The sequence below is a fragment of the Enterobacter sp. WP_7_1 genome (assembly GCF_003688535.1).
Lineage (GTDB): Bacteria > Pseudomonadota > Gammaproteobacteria > Enterobacterales > Enterobacteriaceae > Enterobacter > Enterobacter asburiae.
The window spans coordinates 1,149,519-1,166,358 of record NZ_REFK01000001.1 but is presented as its reverse complement, the minus strand read 5'-3'; the positions used below and the strand labels follow the sequence as shown (position 1 = coordinate 1,166,358).

At 51.4% G+C, this 16,840-nt stretch carries 16 protein-coding genes; 10 read left to right on the top strand and 6 right to left on the bottom strand.

All coding sequences use genetic code 11. From position 1 onward, the window contains the following. Positions 1-176: 176 nt before the first annotated feature. The 3 genes from fnr to uspE all read left to right on the top strand — a co-directional run bounded on the left by fnr (position 177) and on the right by uspE (position 2,318). Positions 177-929 (top strand): fumarate/nitrate reduction transcriptional regulator Fnr, encoded by a 753-nt coding sequence (fnr, locus tag BJ885_RS05805; protein WP_006174991.1) that lies wholly within the window; start codon positions 177-179, stop codon positions 927-929. 146 nt (positions 930-1,075) lie between these two features. After that, positions 1,076-1,258: a hypothetical protein gene (locus BJ885_RS05800; RefSeq protein ID WP_014883604.1), complete on the top strand. Its 183-nt coding sequence runs from the start codon at positions 1,076-1,078 to the stop codon at positions 1,256-1,258. 109 nt (positions 1,259-1,367) lie between these two features. After that, on the top strand, positions 1,368-2,318 hold the full coding sequence (uspE, locus tag BJ885_RS05795; protein WP_023335478.1) for a universal stress protein UspE: 951 nt from the start codon (positions 1,368-1,370) through the stop codon (positions 2,316-2,318). Between the two features lie 120 nt (positions 2,319-2,438). Here uspE and pntB read toward each other — a convergent pair whose 3' ends face one another. Together pntB and pntA are read right to left on the bottom strand one after the other, a co-directional pair. After that, a complete protein-coding gene (gene pntB / locus BJ885_RS05790) occupies positions 2,439-3,827 on the bottom strand; it encodes a Re/Si-specific NAD(P)(+) transhydrogenase subunit beta (RefSeq protein WP_032668239.1) in 1,389 nt (462 codons plus the stop codon). A 10-nt stretch (positions 3,828-3,837) separates the two neighbouring features. Beyond that, positions 3,838-5,367, bottom strand: a complete 1,530-nt coding sequence (pntA, locus tag BJ885_RS05785; RefSeq protein WP_121931364.1) for a Re/Si-specific NAD(P)(+) transhydrogenase subunit alpha — start codon at positions 5,365-5,367, stop codon at positions 3,838-3,840. Positions 5,368-5,902: 535 nt separating this feature from the next. Here pntA and ydgH point away from each other — a divergent pair. The 3 genes from ydgH (at position 5,903) to folM (ending at position 9,177) form a co-directional block, all read left to right on the top strand. Then, the gene (gene ydgH, locus BJ885_RS05780; protein WP_024909331.1) at positions 5,903-6,847 is read left to right on the top strand and encodes a DUF1471 family protein YdgH; all 945 of its coding nucleotides are present in this window, start codon (positions 5,903-5,905) and stop codon (positions 6,845-6,847) included. A gap of 185 nt (positions 6,848-7,032) precedes the next feature. After that, entirely contained in the window at positions 7,033-8,415 is a 1,383-nt protein-coding gene (locus BJ885_RS05775) for an amino acid permease (RefSeq protein WP_029740292.1), read from the top strand. Between the two features lie 39 nt (positions 8,416-8,454). Next, complete coding sequence (folM, locus tag BJ885_RS05770) at positions 8,455-9,177, top strand: dihydromonapterin reductase (RefSeq protein WP_029740293.1); 723 nt, start codon at positions 8,455-8,457, stop codon at positions 9,175-9,177. Here the strand turns inward: folM and BJ885_RS05765 are convergent. Further along, entirely contained in the window at positions 9,174-9,509 is a 336-nt protein-coding gene (locus tag BJ885_RS05765) for a GlpM family protein (RefSeq protein ID WP_047647949.1), read from the bottom strand. The two genes, folM and BJ885_RS05765, sit on opposite strands and share 4 nt — an antisense overlap. Before the next feature lie 128 nt (positions 9,510-9,637). Here BJ885_RS05765 and rstA point away from each other — a divergent pair, with 128 nt between their 5' ends. The 4 genes from rstA to BJ885_RS05745 all read left to right on the top strand — a co-directional run bounded on the left by rstA (position 9,638) and on the right by BJ885_RS05745 (position 12,540). Then, positions 9,638-10,354: a two-component system response regulator RstA gene (gene rstA, locus BJ885_RS05760; protein WP_021241154.1), complete on the top strand. Its 717-nt coding sequence runs from the start codon at positions 9,638-9,640 to the stop codon at positions 10,352-10,354. Positions 10,355-10,607: 253 nt separating this feature from the next. Next, positions 10,608-10,868, top strand: coding sequence for a hypothetical protein (locus BJ885_RS05755; RefSeq protein WP_029740295.1), 261 nt, complete (start codon positions 10,608-10,610; stop codon positions 10,866-10,868). Between the two features lie 450 nt (positions 10,869-11,318). Next, a complete protein-coding gene (locus tag BJ885_RS05750) occupies positions 11,319-11,774 on the top strand; it encodes a hypothetical protein (RefSeq protein ID WP_052194041.1) in 456 nt (151 codons plus the stop codon). Between the two features lie 88 nt (positions 11,775-11,862). Further along, complete coding sequence (locus BJ885_RS05745) at positions 11,863-12,540, top strand: SOS response-associated peptidase (protein WP_047647951.1); 678 nt, start codon at positions 11,863-11,865, stop codon at positions 12,538-12,540. A gap of 916 nt (positions 12,541-13,456) precedes the next feature. Here the strand turns inward: BJ885_RS05745 and BJ885_RS05740 are convergent. The 3 genes from BJ885_RS05740 to BJ885_RS05730 all read right to left on the bottom strand — a co-directional run bounded on the left by BJ885_RS05740 (position 13,457) and on the right by BJ885_RS05730 (position 16,777). Then, positions 13,457-14,725 carry a Y-family DNA polymerase gene (locus tag BJ885_RS05740; protein WP_047647952.1) on the bottom strand — a complete coding sequence of 423 codons (1,269 nt, stop codon included), beginning with the start codon at positions 14,723-14,725 and terminating at the stop codon, positions 13,457-13,459. Positions 14,726-14,727: 2 nt separating this feature from the next. Next, positions 14,728-15,147 carry a translesion error-prone DNA polymerase V autoproteolytic subunit gene (locus BJ885_RS05735; protein ID WP_047647953.1) on the bottom strand — a complete coding sequence of 140 codons (420 nt, stop codon included), beginning with the start codon at positions 15,145-15,147 and terminating at the stop codon, positions 14,728-14,730. 229 nt (positions 15,148-15,376) lie between these two features. Further along, complete coding sequence (locus tag BJ885_RS05730; protein WP_047647954.1) at positions 15,377-16,777, bottom strand: tail fiber domain-containing protein; 1,401 nt, start codon at positions 16,775-16,777, stop codon at positions 15,377-15,379. Positions 16,778-16,840 lie beyond the last annotated feature (63 nt).

Here is a 16,840-nt window from a genome sequence, read left to right as displayed (position 1 = left end):
GCTTTTTGTGCTTAATTTTCTTCCGGTTAGGCTAAAAATCCATAATCAAGCTGTGGAATTTCAAGAAGATGTCGACACGTTGCCGTCTCTTGTCCTTATTGAGGGTTTGTCAGGCTTACGTACTTACCAAAAAGATGTTAAAATTGACCAATATCAATTAAGGCTTGAGCAAACCTATGATCCCGGAAAAGCGAATTATACGACGCATTCAGTCTGGCGGTTGTGCTATCCATTGCCAGGATTGCAGCATCAGCCAGCTCTGTATCCCGTTTACCCTGAATGAGCATGAACTCGATCAGCTTGATAATATCATCGAGCGCAAAAAGCCTATTCAGAAAGGGCAGACGCTGTTTAAAGCGGGAGACGAACTGAAATCGCTCTATGCTATCCGTTCTGGCACCATCAAAAGCTACACCATCACCGAACAGGGTGATGAGCAGATCACCGGCTTCCATCTGGCGGGCGACCTGGTGGGCTTTGACGCCATCGGCACAGGCCATCACCCGAGCTTTGCTCAGGCACTCGAAACCTCAATGGTTTGCGAAATCCCGTTTGAAACTCTGGACGATCTGTCCGGTAAGATGCCTAACCTGCGTCAGCAGATGATGCGTCTGATGAGCGGTGAGATCAAAGGCGATCAGGACATGATTCTGCTGCTTTCTAAAAAGAACGCAGAAGAGCGCCTGGCCGCGTTTATCTACAACCTCTCCCGCCGCTTCGCCGAGCGTGGCTTCTCGCCGCGTGAATTCCGTCTGACGATGACGCGTGGCGATATCGGTAACTACCTGGGTCTGACCGTGGAAACCATCAGCCGTCTGCTGGGCCGTTTCCAGAAAAGCGGGATGCTGGCCGTTAAAGGTAAATACATCACTATCGAAAACGGTGAAGCGCTTGCCGTTCTTGCCGGGCACGCCCGCAACGTGGCGTAACTCTCCGCATGTTGATGACCAGACTGATAAATTCTTGTGATTTATTGGTCTGGTATAATCACTTCCGTTTCAAGATATTTTCACCGCAGTACGTCCCCACACAGCGCCCGAAAGGTTCTCGTTGAGGTTATGAATTGAGAGAAAGTTTGTTTTTCGTTTCAGTCGTGATTGCCTCAGTGACCTTTATCTTCATCTGGATCATGCTTGTCGGCCCGATGAAGGGGGAGGAAAAAACCTACGTTCAGGACTCCACGACCTTTGCCATAGCGGTGATGGTGCTGCTGTTTATTGCGTTTATCGCGGTGACGACCACGGTACTTTTCCTCTGATAATTTTTCATGAATTATTGATCTGGTAAAACCTCCCCTCTGTTTCATTCAGGATATATAGGTTACTCTTTTAATTACAGACTGTGGTGACAGTAGTAAGGAGACCTGTATGGCCAAGTATCAAAACATGCTGGTAGCTATCGATCCGAATCAGGACGATCAGCCGGCATTACGACGTGCTGTGTATTTGCATCAACGGATTGGTGGCAAAATCAAAGCGTTTTTGCCGATCTATGACTTCTCGTATGAGATGACCACCCTTCTGTCGCCTGACGAGCGCACCGCTATGCGTCAGGGCGTCATCAGCCAGCGTACCGCATGGATCCGTGAACAGGCGAAGTATTACCTGGAAGCGGGCGTGCCCATTGATATTAAAGTGGTCTGGCATAACCGACCTTTCGAAGCCATTATCCAGGAGATTGTCGCCGGTGGGCACGACCTGCTGCTGAAGATGGCGCACCAGCACGACAAGCTGGAATCCGTGATTTTCACCCCGACCGACTGGCACCTGCTGCGTAAATGCCCTTGCCCGGTCTGGATGGTGAAAGACCAGCCGTGGCCTGAAGGCGGGAAAGCCGTTGTGGCGGTAAACCTCGCGAGCGAAGAGGATTACCACAATTCGCTGAACGAGAAGCTGGTGAAGGAGACCATCCAGCTTGCCGATCAGGTGAATCATACCGAAGTGCATCTGGTTGGTGCCTATCCGGTCACCCCGATTAACATTGCCATTGAGCTGCCTGAATTTGACCCGAGCGTGTACAACGACGCGATCCGCGGTCAGCACCTGCTGGCCATGAAAGCGCTGCGCCAGAAATTCAGCATCGATGAGAAAATGACCCACGTGGAAAAAGGGCTGCCTGAAGAGGTGATCCCGGACCTGGCGGAACACCTGCAGGCGGGGATTGTGGTGCTGGGCACCATTGGCCGGACCGGTATTTCTGCCGCCTTCCTCGGTAATACCGCCGAACAGGTGATCGATCATCTGCGCTGCGACCTGCTGGTCATTAAGCCGGATGAGTACCAGACGCCGGTTGAGCTGGACGATCCTGAAGACGATTAACGCCTGACGCCCGGCAGCGCAGGCTTGCCGGGCCTACAAAACCGTAGGTCGGGTAAGCGTCAGCGCCACCCGGCAATAAAAAAACCGCCGAATTCGGCGGTTTATTCGTTTCAGCGCAACTTACAGCGCTTTCAGAATCGCATCCACGCTGGCTTTAGCATCGCCAAACAGCATGTGGGTGTTCTCTTTGAAGAACAGCGGGTTCTGAACCCCGGCATAGCCGGTATTCATGGAGCGTTTGAAGACGATCACGTTCTGCGCCTTCCACACTTCGAGAACAGGCATACCGGCGATTGGGCTACCCGGGTCGTCCTGCGCCGCCGGGTTAACGGTATCGTTGGCGCCAATGACCAGCACGGTGTCGGTGTCGGCGAAATCATCGTTGATCTCATCCATTTCCAGCACGATGTCGTAAGGCACTTTCGCTTCCGCCAGCAGCACGTTCATGTGGCCAGGCAGACGCCCTGCCACCGGGTGAATACCAAAGCGAACCTTGATGCCACGCGCGCGCAGCTTCTCGGTGATTTCCGCAACCGGATACTGCGCCTGCGCCACCGCCATGCCGTAGCCCGGGGTGATGATCACGGAGTGCGAGTTTTTCAGCATGTCTGCGGTATCTTCCGCAGAAATTTCACGGTGCTCACCCACTTCTTCATCCGCACTGGAAGAAGACCCGTCGGTCCCGAAACCACCGGCGATAACGCTGATGAACGAGCGGTTCATTGCCTTACACATGATGTAAGACAGGATCGCACCGGAAGAGCCCACCAGCGCACCGGTGACGATCAGCAGGTCGTTGCTCAGCATAAAGCCTGCCGCCGCTGCCGCCCAACCGGAGTAGGAGTTCAGCATCGAGACAACCACCGGCATATCCGCACCGCCGATGGACGCCACCAGGTGCCAGCCGAACGCCAGCGCGATGATGGTCATTACCAGCAACGCCAGCACCTGCAGACCGACGCTTTCGGTACGCACGAAGACCACCAGCAGTACAAACGACACCACCAGCGCCGCGAGGTTCAGCTTGTGACGGTTTGGCAGCATCAGCGGCTTAGAGGAGATCTTCCCGCGCAGCTTGCCGAACGCGACAATGGAGCCGGTGAAGGTCACCGCACCGATGAAGATACCGAGGAACACTTCCGTCAGATGGATGTTCACCAGAATCGGTTCCAGACCCGGTTCGTGATACAGGTAGCTGTTGAAGCCCACCAGCACCGCCGCCAGACCCACGAAGCTGTGCAGAATGGCAACCAGCTCCGGCATCTCGGTCATTTCAACGCGTTTTGCCAGGCGAATACCAATCGCGCCGCCGATGATCATCGCCACCAGGATCCACGCCACGTTGCCGGTATCCGGCCCGAAGATGGTGGCAATCAGCGCAATCGCCATCCCGGCGATACCAAAGTTATTTCCCTGCTGAGACGTTTCGTGTTTGGAAAGCCCCGCCAGACTGAAAATAAACAGGATTGCAGCAACAATGTATGCGGCTGTCACTAATCCTCCAGACATATGCTACCCCTTAGCCTTTACGAAACATTTTCAGCATGCGCTGAGTCACGGTGAAACCACCGAAAATATTGATACTGGCGATCAGCACCGCGATAAAGCTCAGGAAGCTGATCCAGCCGCCGTGACCAATCTGCAGTAACGCCCCCACCACGATGATCCCGGAGATGGCGTTGGTTACCGACATCAGCGGCGTATGCAGCGCATGGGAGACGTTCCACACCACGTAGTAGCCCACAACGCAGGAGAGCGCGAAGACGGTAAAGTGGCCGAGGAACTCTTTTGGTGCGACGTCAGCCAGCCAGCCGAACAGAATAATCACCAGCGCCATGATCGCGTATTTGCGCCACGGAGAAGCCGGTTTGGCGGGTTCTTTTGGCTCAGGTGCCGCTTTCGTTGCCGCCTGAGGCTGAGCAGAAACCTGAATAGGCGGCGCAGGCCAGGTAATTTCACCTTCACGGACCACCGTGACGCCGCGCACAACAACATCGTCGAAATCAACGGTGACGTTGCCGTCTTTCTCTTTGCAGAGCAGCTTCAGCAGGTTGACCAGGTTAGTGCCGTAGAGCTGAGAAGACTGCGTTGGCAGACGGCCCGGCAGATCGGTATAGCCGATCACCTTCACGCCGTTAGCGGTCGTGGTTACCTGATTTGGAACGGTATATTCACAGTTACCGCCGTTTTGGGCGGCCAGGTCGACAATCACGCTGCCCGGCTTCATGGAGTCAACCATCTCACGGGTAATCAGCTTCGGCGCCGGTTTACCCGGGATAAGCGCGGTGGTGACAATAATGTCGACGTCTTTCGCCTGGGCGGCGAAGAGTTCCATTTCGGCTTTGATAAAGGCTTCGGACATCACCTTCGCGTAACCATCGCCGCTGCCTGCTTCTTCCTTGAAGTCCAGCTCAAGGAATTCGGCGCCCATACTCTGGACCTGTTCCTTTACTTCAGGACGGGTGTCAAAGGCGCGTACGATAGCGCCCAGGCTGTTTGCCGCACCGATTGCGGCAAGGCCCGCCACGCCTGCGCCAATCACCATCACTTTCGCCGGAGGGACTTTACCCGCGGCGGTGATTTGACCGGTAAAGAAGCGACCAAATTCGTGGGCTGCTTCAACAATGGCGCGATAGCCGGCAATGTTTGCCATGGAGCTTAAGGCATCCAGCGACTGCGCGCGCGAAATGCGCGGCACGGAGTCCATCGCCATCACGGTCACGCCGCGGGCCGCCAGCTTCTCCATCAGCTCCGGGTTTTGCGCAGGCCAGATGAAGCTCACCAGGGTCGTCCCCGGATTCAGCAGCGCAATCTCATTCTCTTCCGGTGCGTTGACCTTCAGAATCACCGGCGACTGCCAGACGTCAGCACCGTCGACCACTTCCGCGCCGGCCTGGATAAAGGCCTCGTCATCGAAACTCGCCAGTTTGCCCGCGCCGCTTTCAACCGCGACCGTAAAACCCAGTTTAAGCAGTTGCTCCACCGTTTTCGGTGTTGCCGCTACGCGGGTTTCATTGGCTAACCGTTCTTTTGGTACCCCAATACGCATAGTTTTCCCTTCCATCGGTTTTTGATGATGGTTTATCGATAAATGCCCGCGGTTTGTATCAATTTTCGCCATCGCGCGAGCGACGAGAGATGATTAACCCCGGAAAATAAAACAGTAACAAACTGTCTATAACCTACTGAAAATAGCGCCCGCGATCTACCGCCAGAAAACACTATTTCTTACTTTATCTGTGAAAAATAAGCGATCGGCGTCACTGACAGTGATATTTACCTTAAATTCACTGCCAGAACCGATAAAACGCGCAAGCGAAGCGGTAAAAACATGATATAGCGCCATAAGAGAACAACTTGTTAACATTAAATTAACTTGTAAAAGTCATATGCTTTATCAGTTTTACTTGTCAAACGCGTGTTTTTTCAACATATCACTAAATGTTATCGAATTCGGTGATTCAGTAAGCACAGGCAGTGAAAAATGGCGCAGACAGCGACGGGTTTTAAATGCAATAATCGGGACCGTCTCAAATTAACAACAATACCAGTACATGGTTTGCGCAAGGCGAAGGATCATTTTTATGAAGCTTAAGAACACACTCCTGGCGTCCGCACTTCTTTCCGCGACCGCCCTGTCTGCGAATGCCGCAACAGAGTTAACGCCGGAGCAAGCGGCAGCGTTAAAACCTTTTGACCATACGGTCATTGTGGGTCGTTATAATTCTATTGGCGACGCCGTCGCCGCTGCATCAAAAGCCGCAGACAAAAACGGGGCGGCCTCGTTTTATGTCGTTGACCAGTCCGATTACGGCAACAGCGGTAACCAGCGCGTGACCATTGCGCTGTTCAAAGACAATGCGCCAAAAGCTGACGCACCAAAAAACCGCGTGATCAACGGTGTTGTTGAACTGCCGAAAGATCAGGCGATTGAGCTGGAACCTTACGACACCGTCACCGTTCAGGGCTTCTATCGCAGCCAGCCTGAAGTGAACGATGCCATCACCAAAGCCGCGAAAGAGAAAGGGGCCTACTCTTTCTTCATCGTGCGTCAGGTCGATGCTAACCAGGGTGGCAACCAGCGTATTACCGCGTTCATCTATAAAAAAGATGCGAAAAAACGTGTTCTGCAGAGCCCAGATGCCATCCCGGCGAATTCAGAAGCAGGTCGCGCGGCGATAGCTAAAGGCGGCGAAGAAGCGAAGAAAGTTGAAATTCCAGGCGTAGCAACGACGGCTGCTCCAAGCGCTGAAGTGGGCCGTTTCTTCGAAACGCAGTCCACGAAAGGTGGCCGTTATTCCGTTACGCTGCCGGACGGTACCAAAATTGAAGAGTTGAACAACGCCACTGCAGCGCAGATGGTGCCGTTCGACAGCATCAAGTTTACCGGCAACTACGGCAACATGACGGAAGTCTCTTACCAGGTCGCGAAGCGTGCGGCGAAGAAAGGGGCGAAGTACTACCACATCACCCGCCAGTGGCAGGAACGTGGTAACAACGTGACCATCAGCGCCGATCTGTACAAGTAACAACATCGTTTACGAAAGGCGGCGCAATGCCGCCTTTTTTTGTTACTTTTTTTGAATTTCTGCCTCACGTCATTGCATGCATTCGTTACACTCCGTAAAATCCCGCGCCTTAGTGTGATCCACCATTTTTATGCGCCTGAGCGAAATAATTATTCTGGATTTTGACCTTTCATAACAGGAAGCCAATGGAAAAGAAACTTGGCCTGAGTGCTCTGACTGCACTCGTTTTAAGCTCAATGCTGGGTGCAGGCGTATTCAGTTTGCCGCAAAATATGGCGGCCGTCGCCAGCCCTTCCGCGCTCATCATTGGCTGGGGCATTACGGGTGTCGGCATACTGCTGCTGGCCTTCGCGATGCTGCTGCTCACCCGCATTCGCCCGGATCTGGACGGCGGCATTTTCACCTATGCGCGTGAAGGTTTCGGCGAGCTGATTGGCTTCTGTTCCGCGTGGGGATACTGGCTGTGTGCCGTTATCGCCAACGTCTCCTACCTGGTGATCGTCTTTTCGGCGCTCAGTTTCTTTACCGATACGCCTGAGCTGCGCCTCTTTGGCGACGGGAATACATGGCAGTCTATTGTGGGCGCCTCGGTGTTGCTGTGGTTCGTCCACTGGCTGGTGTTACGTGGCGTACAAACGGCCGCCAGCATCAACCTGGTGGCGACGCTGGCAAAACTGGTTCCGCTCGGCCTGTTTATCGTTCTGGCCTTTATTGCGTTCCGTATGGACGTTTTCAAGCTTGATTTCAGCGGCGTTGCGCTGGGCGTTCCCGTCTGGGAGCAGGTGAAAAACACGATGCTGATTACCCTGTGGGTGTTCATCGGCGTTGAAGGCGCGGTCGTGGTTTCAGCCCGGGCCAGGAATAAACGCGATGTAGGCCGCGCGACGCTGCTGGCCGTACTGGCCGCGCTCGGGGTCTATCTGCTGGTGACGCTGCTGTCGCTGGGCGTGGTGGCGCGTCCTGAGCTGGCTGAAATGCGTAACCCGTCAATGGCAGGCCTGATGGTGAAAATGCTCGGTCCCTGGGGCGACGTGGTGATTGCCGCAGGGCTGATCGTCTCCGTCTGCGGCGCTTACCTGAGCTGGACCATCATGGCGGCTGAAGTGCCGTTCCTAGCCGCGACGCACAAGGCGTTTCCACGCCTTTTCGCCCGTCAAAACCAAAACAGCGCGCCGTCGGCATCGCTCTGGCTGACCAACATCAGCGTTCAGGTCTGTCTGGTGCTGATCTGGCTCACAGGTTCAGACTATAACACCCTGCTGACCATCGCCTCGGAGATGATTCTGGTACCCTATTTCTTAGTGGGCGCGTATCTGTTAAAAATTGCCACACGCCCGGCGCATTATGTAGTGGGTGTCGGAGCCTGTATTTACGGCCTGTGGTTGTTGTATGCTTCCGGGCCTATGCATCTGCTGCTGTCGGTGGTGCTGTACGCACCGGGTCTGCTGGTGTTTATCTATGCCCGCCGCACGCATCAGCTGGAGAACGCGCTGAAACGCCGTGAAATGGCATTAATTGGACTGTTACTGGTTGCTGCCCTGCCGGCAACCTGGATGTTAATGGGTTAGCATCGCCTTTCCCATTGTTGAACTGTAAAGGAGAATACGATGGGAAATGCACCGCTTCGCCCAATACTGATTACCGGTGGAGGCCGCCGTATCGGCCTCGCCCTCGCCCATCACTTTCTCAACCTTCGCCATCCGGTCATTGTCAGCTACCGTACGGAATACCCGTCGATTGAAGGGTTACGCAAAGCCGGGGCGGTCTGCATTCAGGCTGATTTTTCGACCGATGAAGGCATTCTGACTTTCGCGGAAAAGGTAAAAGCCACCACGACGGGACTGCGCGCCGTGATCCATAACGCCAGCGCATGGCGAGCCGAAAAACCCGGTACGTCACTCAGCGAAACGCTCTCCGCCATGCTGCAGATCCACGTCAATGCGCCTTATCTGCTTAACCACGCTTTGCAGGACCTGCTGCGCGGCCATGGGCACGCGGCGGGCGACATTATTCACTTCACCGATTATGTGGTGGAGCGCGGCAGCGACAAGCACATCGCCTACGCGGCCAGTAAAGCCGCGCTGGATAATATGACGCGCTCGTTCGCCCGCAAGCTCGCGCCCGAGGTGAAGGTGAACGCCATCGCCCCGGCGATGATTTTGTTTAACGAAAACGATGATGCGGAGTATCGCCAGCAGGCGCTGAATAAGTCGCTCATGAAAATCGCCCCGGGCGAGAAAGAGGTCATCGATCTTGTGGATTACCTCCTGACCAGCTGCTACGTCACGGGCAGAACCTTTGCCGTGGACGGCGGACGACCGCTGCGCTAGTGAAAGCGGCTCCAGAAGAAAATTAACACCCAGGCGCTGAGTCCCCAGCAGGCCACCGCCCCGCTCAGCGCCAGGGGAAGACGCAGAAAACCGGTGAAATACCACAGCGAAAGCAGGTAGAGAAAATACGGAATGATAGACCACATGCCAAACACGATGGTCGTACGTAACGCTTCCGTACCCCGCTCAGAAGCCACGATATAATGGGCAATCAGCGCAAAGGTCGGGAACAGCGGGATTAGCCCGGCAATATAGTAGTTTTTCGTTTTTGCCAGAATGCCAATCAGTAACACCACTAGCGCGCCCAGTGCGGCTTTAATCACCAGCCCCATACTTTTCCCTATAACAATCAAGTAACAATAAGAGCCAGAATAACGGAACCGGCGTTAATTTTGAAAGATTAATGGAAGGTTAAGGTTTCGCGGTGTATGTTGGCTTTTTTCACGAAAACAGACGCTGTATGAATAAGATTGTTTATGTTGAAGACGAACCCGAGGTCGGGCAACTGATCGCCGCCTATCTGGGTAAACATGATATGGACGTCATTGTTGAACCTCGCGGCGATCGTGCCGAAGAGGTGGTCGTCCGTGAAAACCCGGATCTGGTGCTGCTGGATATCATGTTGCCAGGCAAAGACGGCATGACGCTTTGCCGTGACCTGCGCGCCCGTTGGGAGGGCCCTATCGTCCTGCTCACCTCACTGGACAGCGATATGAACCACATTTTGTCGCTGGAGATGGGCGCCAATGACTACATTCTGAAAACCACACCGCCTGCCGTCCTGCTTGCCCGCCTGCGCCTGCATTTGCGCCAGCACGCCAGCATCGAACGCGAAGCGCCCGCGCCGTCTCTGACGCCGCACAAAGCAATGCGCTTCGGTACGCTGTCTATTGACCCCATTAACCGCCAGGTGCTGCTTTCCGGCGAGCTTATCGCCCTCTCCACCGCAGATTTTGACCTGCTGTGGGAGCTGGCAACGCACGCCGGGCAAATCATGGACCGCGACGCGCTGCTGAAAAACCTGCGTGGCGTGAGCTATGACGGCATGGACCGCAGCGTTGACGTAGCAATTTCGCGTCTGCGCAAAAAGCTGCAGGATAACGCTACCGAGCCCTACCGCATTAAAACCGTGCGTAACAAGGGTTATCTGTTTGCCCCGCACGCCTGGGAAACCTGATTCCGTTATCTGGCTAGCATAACGTGCGCGAAATGAAGGCGTTACACAGCGATGTCCTCTCTTTCGCGCGTTTATTTTTACGTTTGCGCAACAATTAACTTGCTAAGCACGCGAACTATCCCATAATTAAATCTTCATCCATCCTTTCTACAGCCAGCACTGCCCCGGCGACATGCAGACTCTTTTTTCACCGTGAAGCTCTCACGATACCTTTCCCATAAAATCTTGAAATGAGGATTTAAGCCCATGAAATATGTATAGCTACAGTCAGATAGAAGCCATCAAGACCAATCTTGAATGGATTGTTAATCAGGCAGCGCTTAGCCATTCCTCCCCCTCACGCGCCGATCAAAAAGCGCTCTTTGATCTCCTTGAACTCATCCAGACTTACGAAATTCTCCTGGATTTAATTAACGAATTTGGGACCGATGTGATTGATATGCACATTGCGGAAGGACTGGCCGTAACGGAAACACTCATCGCCAAGGTAAAAAACAGCGCGAAAGCCATGTAACACGCTTCACAGACATGAAAATATCGACGGGTTTTCATGTATATTCTGCACAAAGCGTTTCTTCGGTGAGATCCAATGAAAAAGCTGTTTGTGCAGTTTTAGTGTGCAGAAAATTCGTAACTCATTGAAATTCAATCATTTCCCACGATATCAGTGAGTTAGCCCGAAACGTTTAACAGACATCTACGGACGTGCACGGTCTTTTTTGTGCCCCTATCGGTGTCCCTACTTTCAAAATGCCCCCAAATTTGCCCCCAAAATTCTGATTCGATTAGCTGATTTGCGCGCACGTTTCCAGTTTTTAAACCTCCTGCTTTACTGCCCCCAACTCCCAACAGCATAATCACCGTGAATGAGTTGTATGACTTAATCGGCGTGCGCTATTTTTTTGATTACTGCTTGTTTGCATGGCATTACTTCACTCCCCTTTGACATTTGAGAAGGACTTTTATGAAACAATTATTCTCTCGCCTTCCGGAGGAATTCCTCCACACTCACCTCGGTAAATTCAGATTTGGATCCTTTGACGACATTCCAAAAGACGATGAACCGTTTGTCTACCCTAAGTTCAGCGACATTCGTTTCATTCTACCTCCAGTGTTTGCTCAAGAGGGTGGATGCATCATTTTTGCCGATGGTTTAAAAATTCTGGAAAGCATGGGGGATGAGGCATTTAACATCGACCCAATTCGCTGGCACAAAGTTAAAAGCTACATTGCCAACGGTATTGTCGAGTATCCGGAGATGACCTCGCCATTCCGTATCATGGATGGTCGGCACAGAACCCTGGCTCTTACTCAACTTTATCCTGGTATAAAAATTCCTGTTATCATCCCTCATAGCCTTCACAGTGAAGTTATTGAAACAGGAATTTTCAATAAAGCGATCGTTGAACCAATGCTTTAACTGGAGTAGATAGACAGGCAATGCATTGGTACCCATTTAGCGTGCTTATCTGTGCCTATACTTTCAGTCTGACAACTGGAGGTGCCCGATGTGTGGACGTTTTGCACAATCCCAAACCCGTGAAGAATATCTGGCATACCTGGCCGATGAAGCAGATCGCAACATCGCCTATGACCCCGAAACGATCGGACGTTACAACGTGGCGCCAGGCACAAAAGTACTGCTGTTGAGCGAACGCGACGAGCATTTGCATCTCGATCCGGTGCTCTGGGGTTACGCGCCCGGGTGGTGGAATAAGCCGCCACTGATTAACGCGCGCGTTGAAACTGCAGCCACAAGCCGCATGTTTAAGCCGTTATGGCAACACGGTCGGGCAATCTGCTTCGCAGACGGTTGGTTCGAATGGAAGAAGGAAGGCGAAAAGAAACAGCCCTACTTCATTCACCGGGCCGACGAGCAACCCATATTTATGGCGGCAATCGGCAGCACGCCATTTGATCGTGGAGACGAAGCAGAGGGCTTTCTGATAGTTACGTCCGCAGCTGGTAAAGGTCTGGTTGATATTCATGACAGGCGGCCACTGGTTTTGTCACCGGAAGCAGCACGCGAATGGATGCGCCAAGATATAGGCGGGAAGGAAGCTGAAGAGATAGCAGCCGACGGTGCAGTGCAAGCAGACAAGTTTTTCTGGCACGTGGTATCGCGCGCTGTGGGTAATGTTAAAAATCAGAGGCCGGAGTTAATCGAGGCAATAAATGCAATATAATCGAACGAAAAAAGAAATAGAATGATTTTATGCTCAAATCCATAAATCTCCATTGACATTATACACCACGTCACGTTACATATATTGAACATTCTTTATAAATTACAACAGCAATGACATAACCACCCAAAACACAGGGAGGCCAGAACATATTTTCTAGTGAAGACAATAAAGTCAATACAAACACCTGAGAAAATATTAACTTTTTTAGTTTATTCATCATAGCTAAAGCACGCCCCCCCCTTCACCACTCCCAACGAAATAAATCGCAAGACATTAATATCATTGATATTGGTATTTTAGAATGATATTCCTCTAATTATTCCTATTGATTGACATCACCTAACCAATAACGATTAGTCAAGAATTATTAACTTTTACTCCCCTTCCAAAATATAGAAAATAGTCCAGCAGTCATTATAACTATATTGTTCTTCATTTGGGGGTGATGTCCCCCTTTTTTAGTTTACATTGAGCTTATAGTAACATAATGATCACAAAACCATAAAGAAGGCACAAATAATCATTGATAAAATAGAATGTGGTGCCGGGTGCCTCCCGGTGTTTCTCTTCCAGTCTCAAGAAACGCGAGCATACTGCAAAATTTGACTGTTCGCCCCTCCGCTTAGGGGGATTCACCACATATTTAAACTATTAGATTTACGAAATCTAGTCAAAAAAAATAAGCATTATGCTTTCAGTCTCAATCATACATAATTATCTCCCGGGCTAAACATGCAATTTTTGGCACTTTAAGTATACGATGAAAAAAACCCGCCATTACAAAGCGGGGTACTGAAGGTTCAGAAAGGTTGTGTACCATAGCATTGCTTAGATTCAAGCATTTTGAGGCTAGTATAATTTTTTATTCTTTGCCAGGACTTAAAATTTTTGTATCGCTACTAAACGATAGCAATTATCTAACTACTGGCAGATCTGTTAGTCGAGTCGTATATCGAGGAGATAACATTTCACGCTTCATCTGCCACTGCTGCTGTATTCCCTGCCCGGCAAAGTAGAGAGTTCCTTTACCCTCTTTCGCGTTCAGGTGATCTAGCACCTCCATCAACCTTTTACTACCGGACCGCGGCGCGTTATCGTCAAAAAGGTTGAGCTGTGCCACGCCCTGGCTGAAGAAGTCACCTAGCATGATTCCGGCTTTCTGGTACCGGTGACCGTCTTGCCAGATTTTGTCCAAGCACTTTACTGCAGCGTTGATAATGTCACGTGAATCCTGAGTGGGGGTGAGAAGCTTCATTGATGCACTGTTGCCATAATATGGCTCATTTAGGGCAAAGGGTGATGTCTTCACGAACGCCGAGATAAAACGGCAATACTGGTGCTCACCACGTAGTTTTTCCGCACCACGGGCAGCATAACTGCAGATAGCCTGGCGCATTTGTTCGTACACGGTGACCCGTTCGCCGAAAGACCTGCTGCAGACAATTTCCTGCTTTGCTGGTGCAAACTCCTCCAGCTCCAGACATGGTTCGCCGCGCAGCTCCCGGACAGTTCGCTCGAGCACTACGTTAAAGTGTTTACGGATAATCCATGTGCTGTGTTCTGAGAGGTCCAGAGCCGTTTTGATGCCCATGGCGTTCAACTTCTTACTGATGCGCCTGCCGACGCCCCAGACATCCTCCACAGGCACAATTGCCAATAACCGACGCTGGCGATCGATATTGGACAAATCAACAACTCCACCCGTCTGCCTCTGCCATTTCTTTGCGGCGTGGTTGGCGAGTTTAGCGAGTGTTTTTGTCTGGGCAATGCCAACGCCAACGGTGAGGTGTGTACGCTTTAGAACCGTAGCGCGGATCTCCTTGCCGAACTCGGTCAGGTCCCGGCAGTTGCGAACACCTGTCAGGTCGCAAAAAGCTTCGTCGATGCTGTAAATTTCGACGCGAGGGCTCATTTCATCCAACGTTGTCATCACCCGGTTGGACATGTCAGCGTAAAGCTCGTAATTGCTGCTGAAGCAAACAACGCCAGCGCGCCGAAATAAGTCCTTTTGCTTGAAGAAAGGCTCTCCCATTGTAATTCCAGCGGCCTTAGCCTCGGCACTGCGTGCGATTACACAGCCATCGTTATTCGAGAGAACGACAACCGGGCACCCTCTCAGGTCAGGCCTGAATACGGTCTCGCATGATGCGTAGAACGAATTCACATCACAGAGCGCAAACATACTCAGCTCGCCGATTTGACGATGAAAGTAACAACGCCGAAAACGTCCAGCGTATCTTCGCTGCCTACAACAATCGGACTGTAGGCGCTATTCATTGGGATGAGTTGGACTGTCGGGCGTAGCTGCAGGCGCTTAACAGTGAATTCCCCTTCTACCGCGGCAATGACAATGTCACCATGCTCAGCAGTTCGCGAACTATCAACCACCAGCAGATCACCGTCGCTGATACCCGCCTCGATCATTGAGTCACCAGCGGCCTTAACGAAATATGTTGAGCTCGGGTGAGTAACCAGTAACTCATTGAGATCGATACGCTGTTCAACGTAATCAGCGGCAGGGCTTGGGAAACCACACTGCACTAAGTCACTGAAAAGCGGAAGAGCGATAATTTCTCGCAGTTCTGTTGGCCTGATGAATTCCATTATGCACACCCCAAACACTGTTTTTATATACAGTAGTTTTATTTCTAAGTGTCCGCAAGATTCAGGCCCTATCGTCACTGCTTAAAGCTTCGCCGTTTCGTTTCTAAGCTTCTCTCTCGTTTCGAATTATCTCTTTTGTAAATTTTTCTATAATGGCAGATTGTAAGCAGACCTGAGTGAGACAAAGCCAGTTGAGTACCTGCACGGGCTGCGGCTGAAAGCTAAGACTTCATGATTCCGCTTTAAGCTTCTGGAGCTCTTTCTGTGTTGCCTCCAGCTGTTTAATGATGTAGTTCAATGCCAGCACGGTATCAAGCATGATAACGTTGTTATCCAGTGCCAACGTATCATCAGCATCAACCCTGTTTCCTTCGCTATCAAACTTTGGCGCAGCAGGGACCAGCTTTACGTACTCACTATCAATCTTCATGACGTCCTGAGCGATTACACCTCGGCGAACTCTCTCACGAGGGTCATCGTTGTAGACGTAAGTTGCTGGCAGGAATTTCTTGATATTCTCGTATGACTGATAACCATCATCATATTTAATATCGTGCTTCAGCGTAATGTCACAGTTAGGCTGCTTTTGGAAAATATAGTTACCGGAAAGATTTCCACCAGCGTTGGCGTATATATCACCGTTTGCTGTCGTGAATTGAAATATACGTTGCCCGGCAGAACCACCATCCCCAAGTGTTGTTATTGCTACATCCGCCCACGAACTAGGCCCGGTAGCTATAGAACCAAGCCCTACTGTTGAAGAATATCCACCACTGCATTGACTATGCCAACGGGCAAAAGGAATAAACCCTGCATCATTATTAACGGATACGTTACCTCGAAAAAAAGAGATATTCCTTTGCCATGTGTTAATGTCTGACCATGAACCACCATAACCAGCCCCATCAGCTCCACACGAAGATGATTTGAATCTTTCATCGGGGTAAAATAAAAATGACCCCGCCGTACCAGCTCCGCTATTAACATTCAACTGCGCTCTGTCTAAATTAGTTCCGCTCCCTCGAACGCCGCCAAGAGACCAATTTCCGTTATACCACGCCCCTCCCACAGCGTTTACATAACCTCCTACACTACCATCCCCTGTGATGTTGTATAGCTTAACGGTCTTATCACCACCTTCCTGAGTAGATACGCCAATGCTGCTACCCTGAGTTACCATCAAAGTACCAGTTACATTTCCACCCGTTTTTCCATTTAACGTGCTTGTCTGGCTTATTACGGATGGCCACGATGGACCTTTAAAAGTTGTTCCATCTGGTAGCTTCACTGTGATGTTTCCGGCTGCACTGAAAACCTGCTGCCAGTTCTGTTTGTCGTAATTCAGTCCACGCAGCGCTTCTGCACTCTGAGCAACTAGCGCTGCTGTGACCATATTCAAGGCCACACGCGGGACTGCTGACCAGGCCGCACCGGATTGCGTTGGCCCGGTGAAGTTACTGACAAGCGTGAGCTGCGTGCCACTGTCTACCGTTTTCACTGGCAGCGTATAGGGCACACCGCCCACAGTTGAGACAATGAAGTCACCTGCGGCAAGTTCGGTAGTAAAAGAGGTTCCGGAACCGCCAACAATAGCGGAACCATTTGTCAGAGTTATTGTTCCTGCCGACATATAGGACTCCTTAATTCAGATAATAAAAAGCCCCGCCAGAGCGAGGCTTTTGGGTGGGGTTGT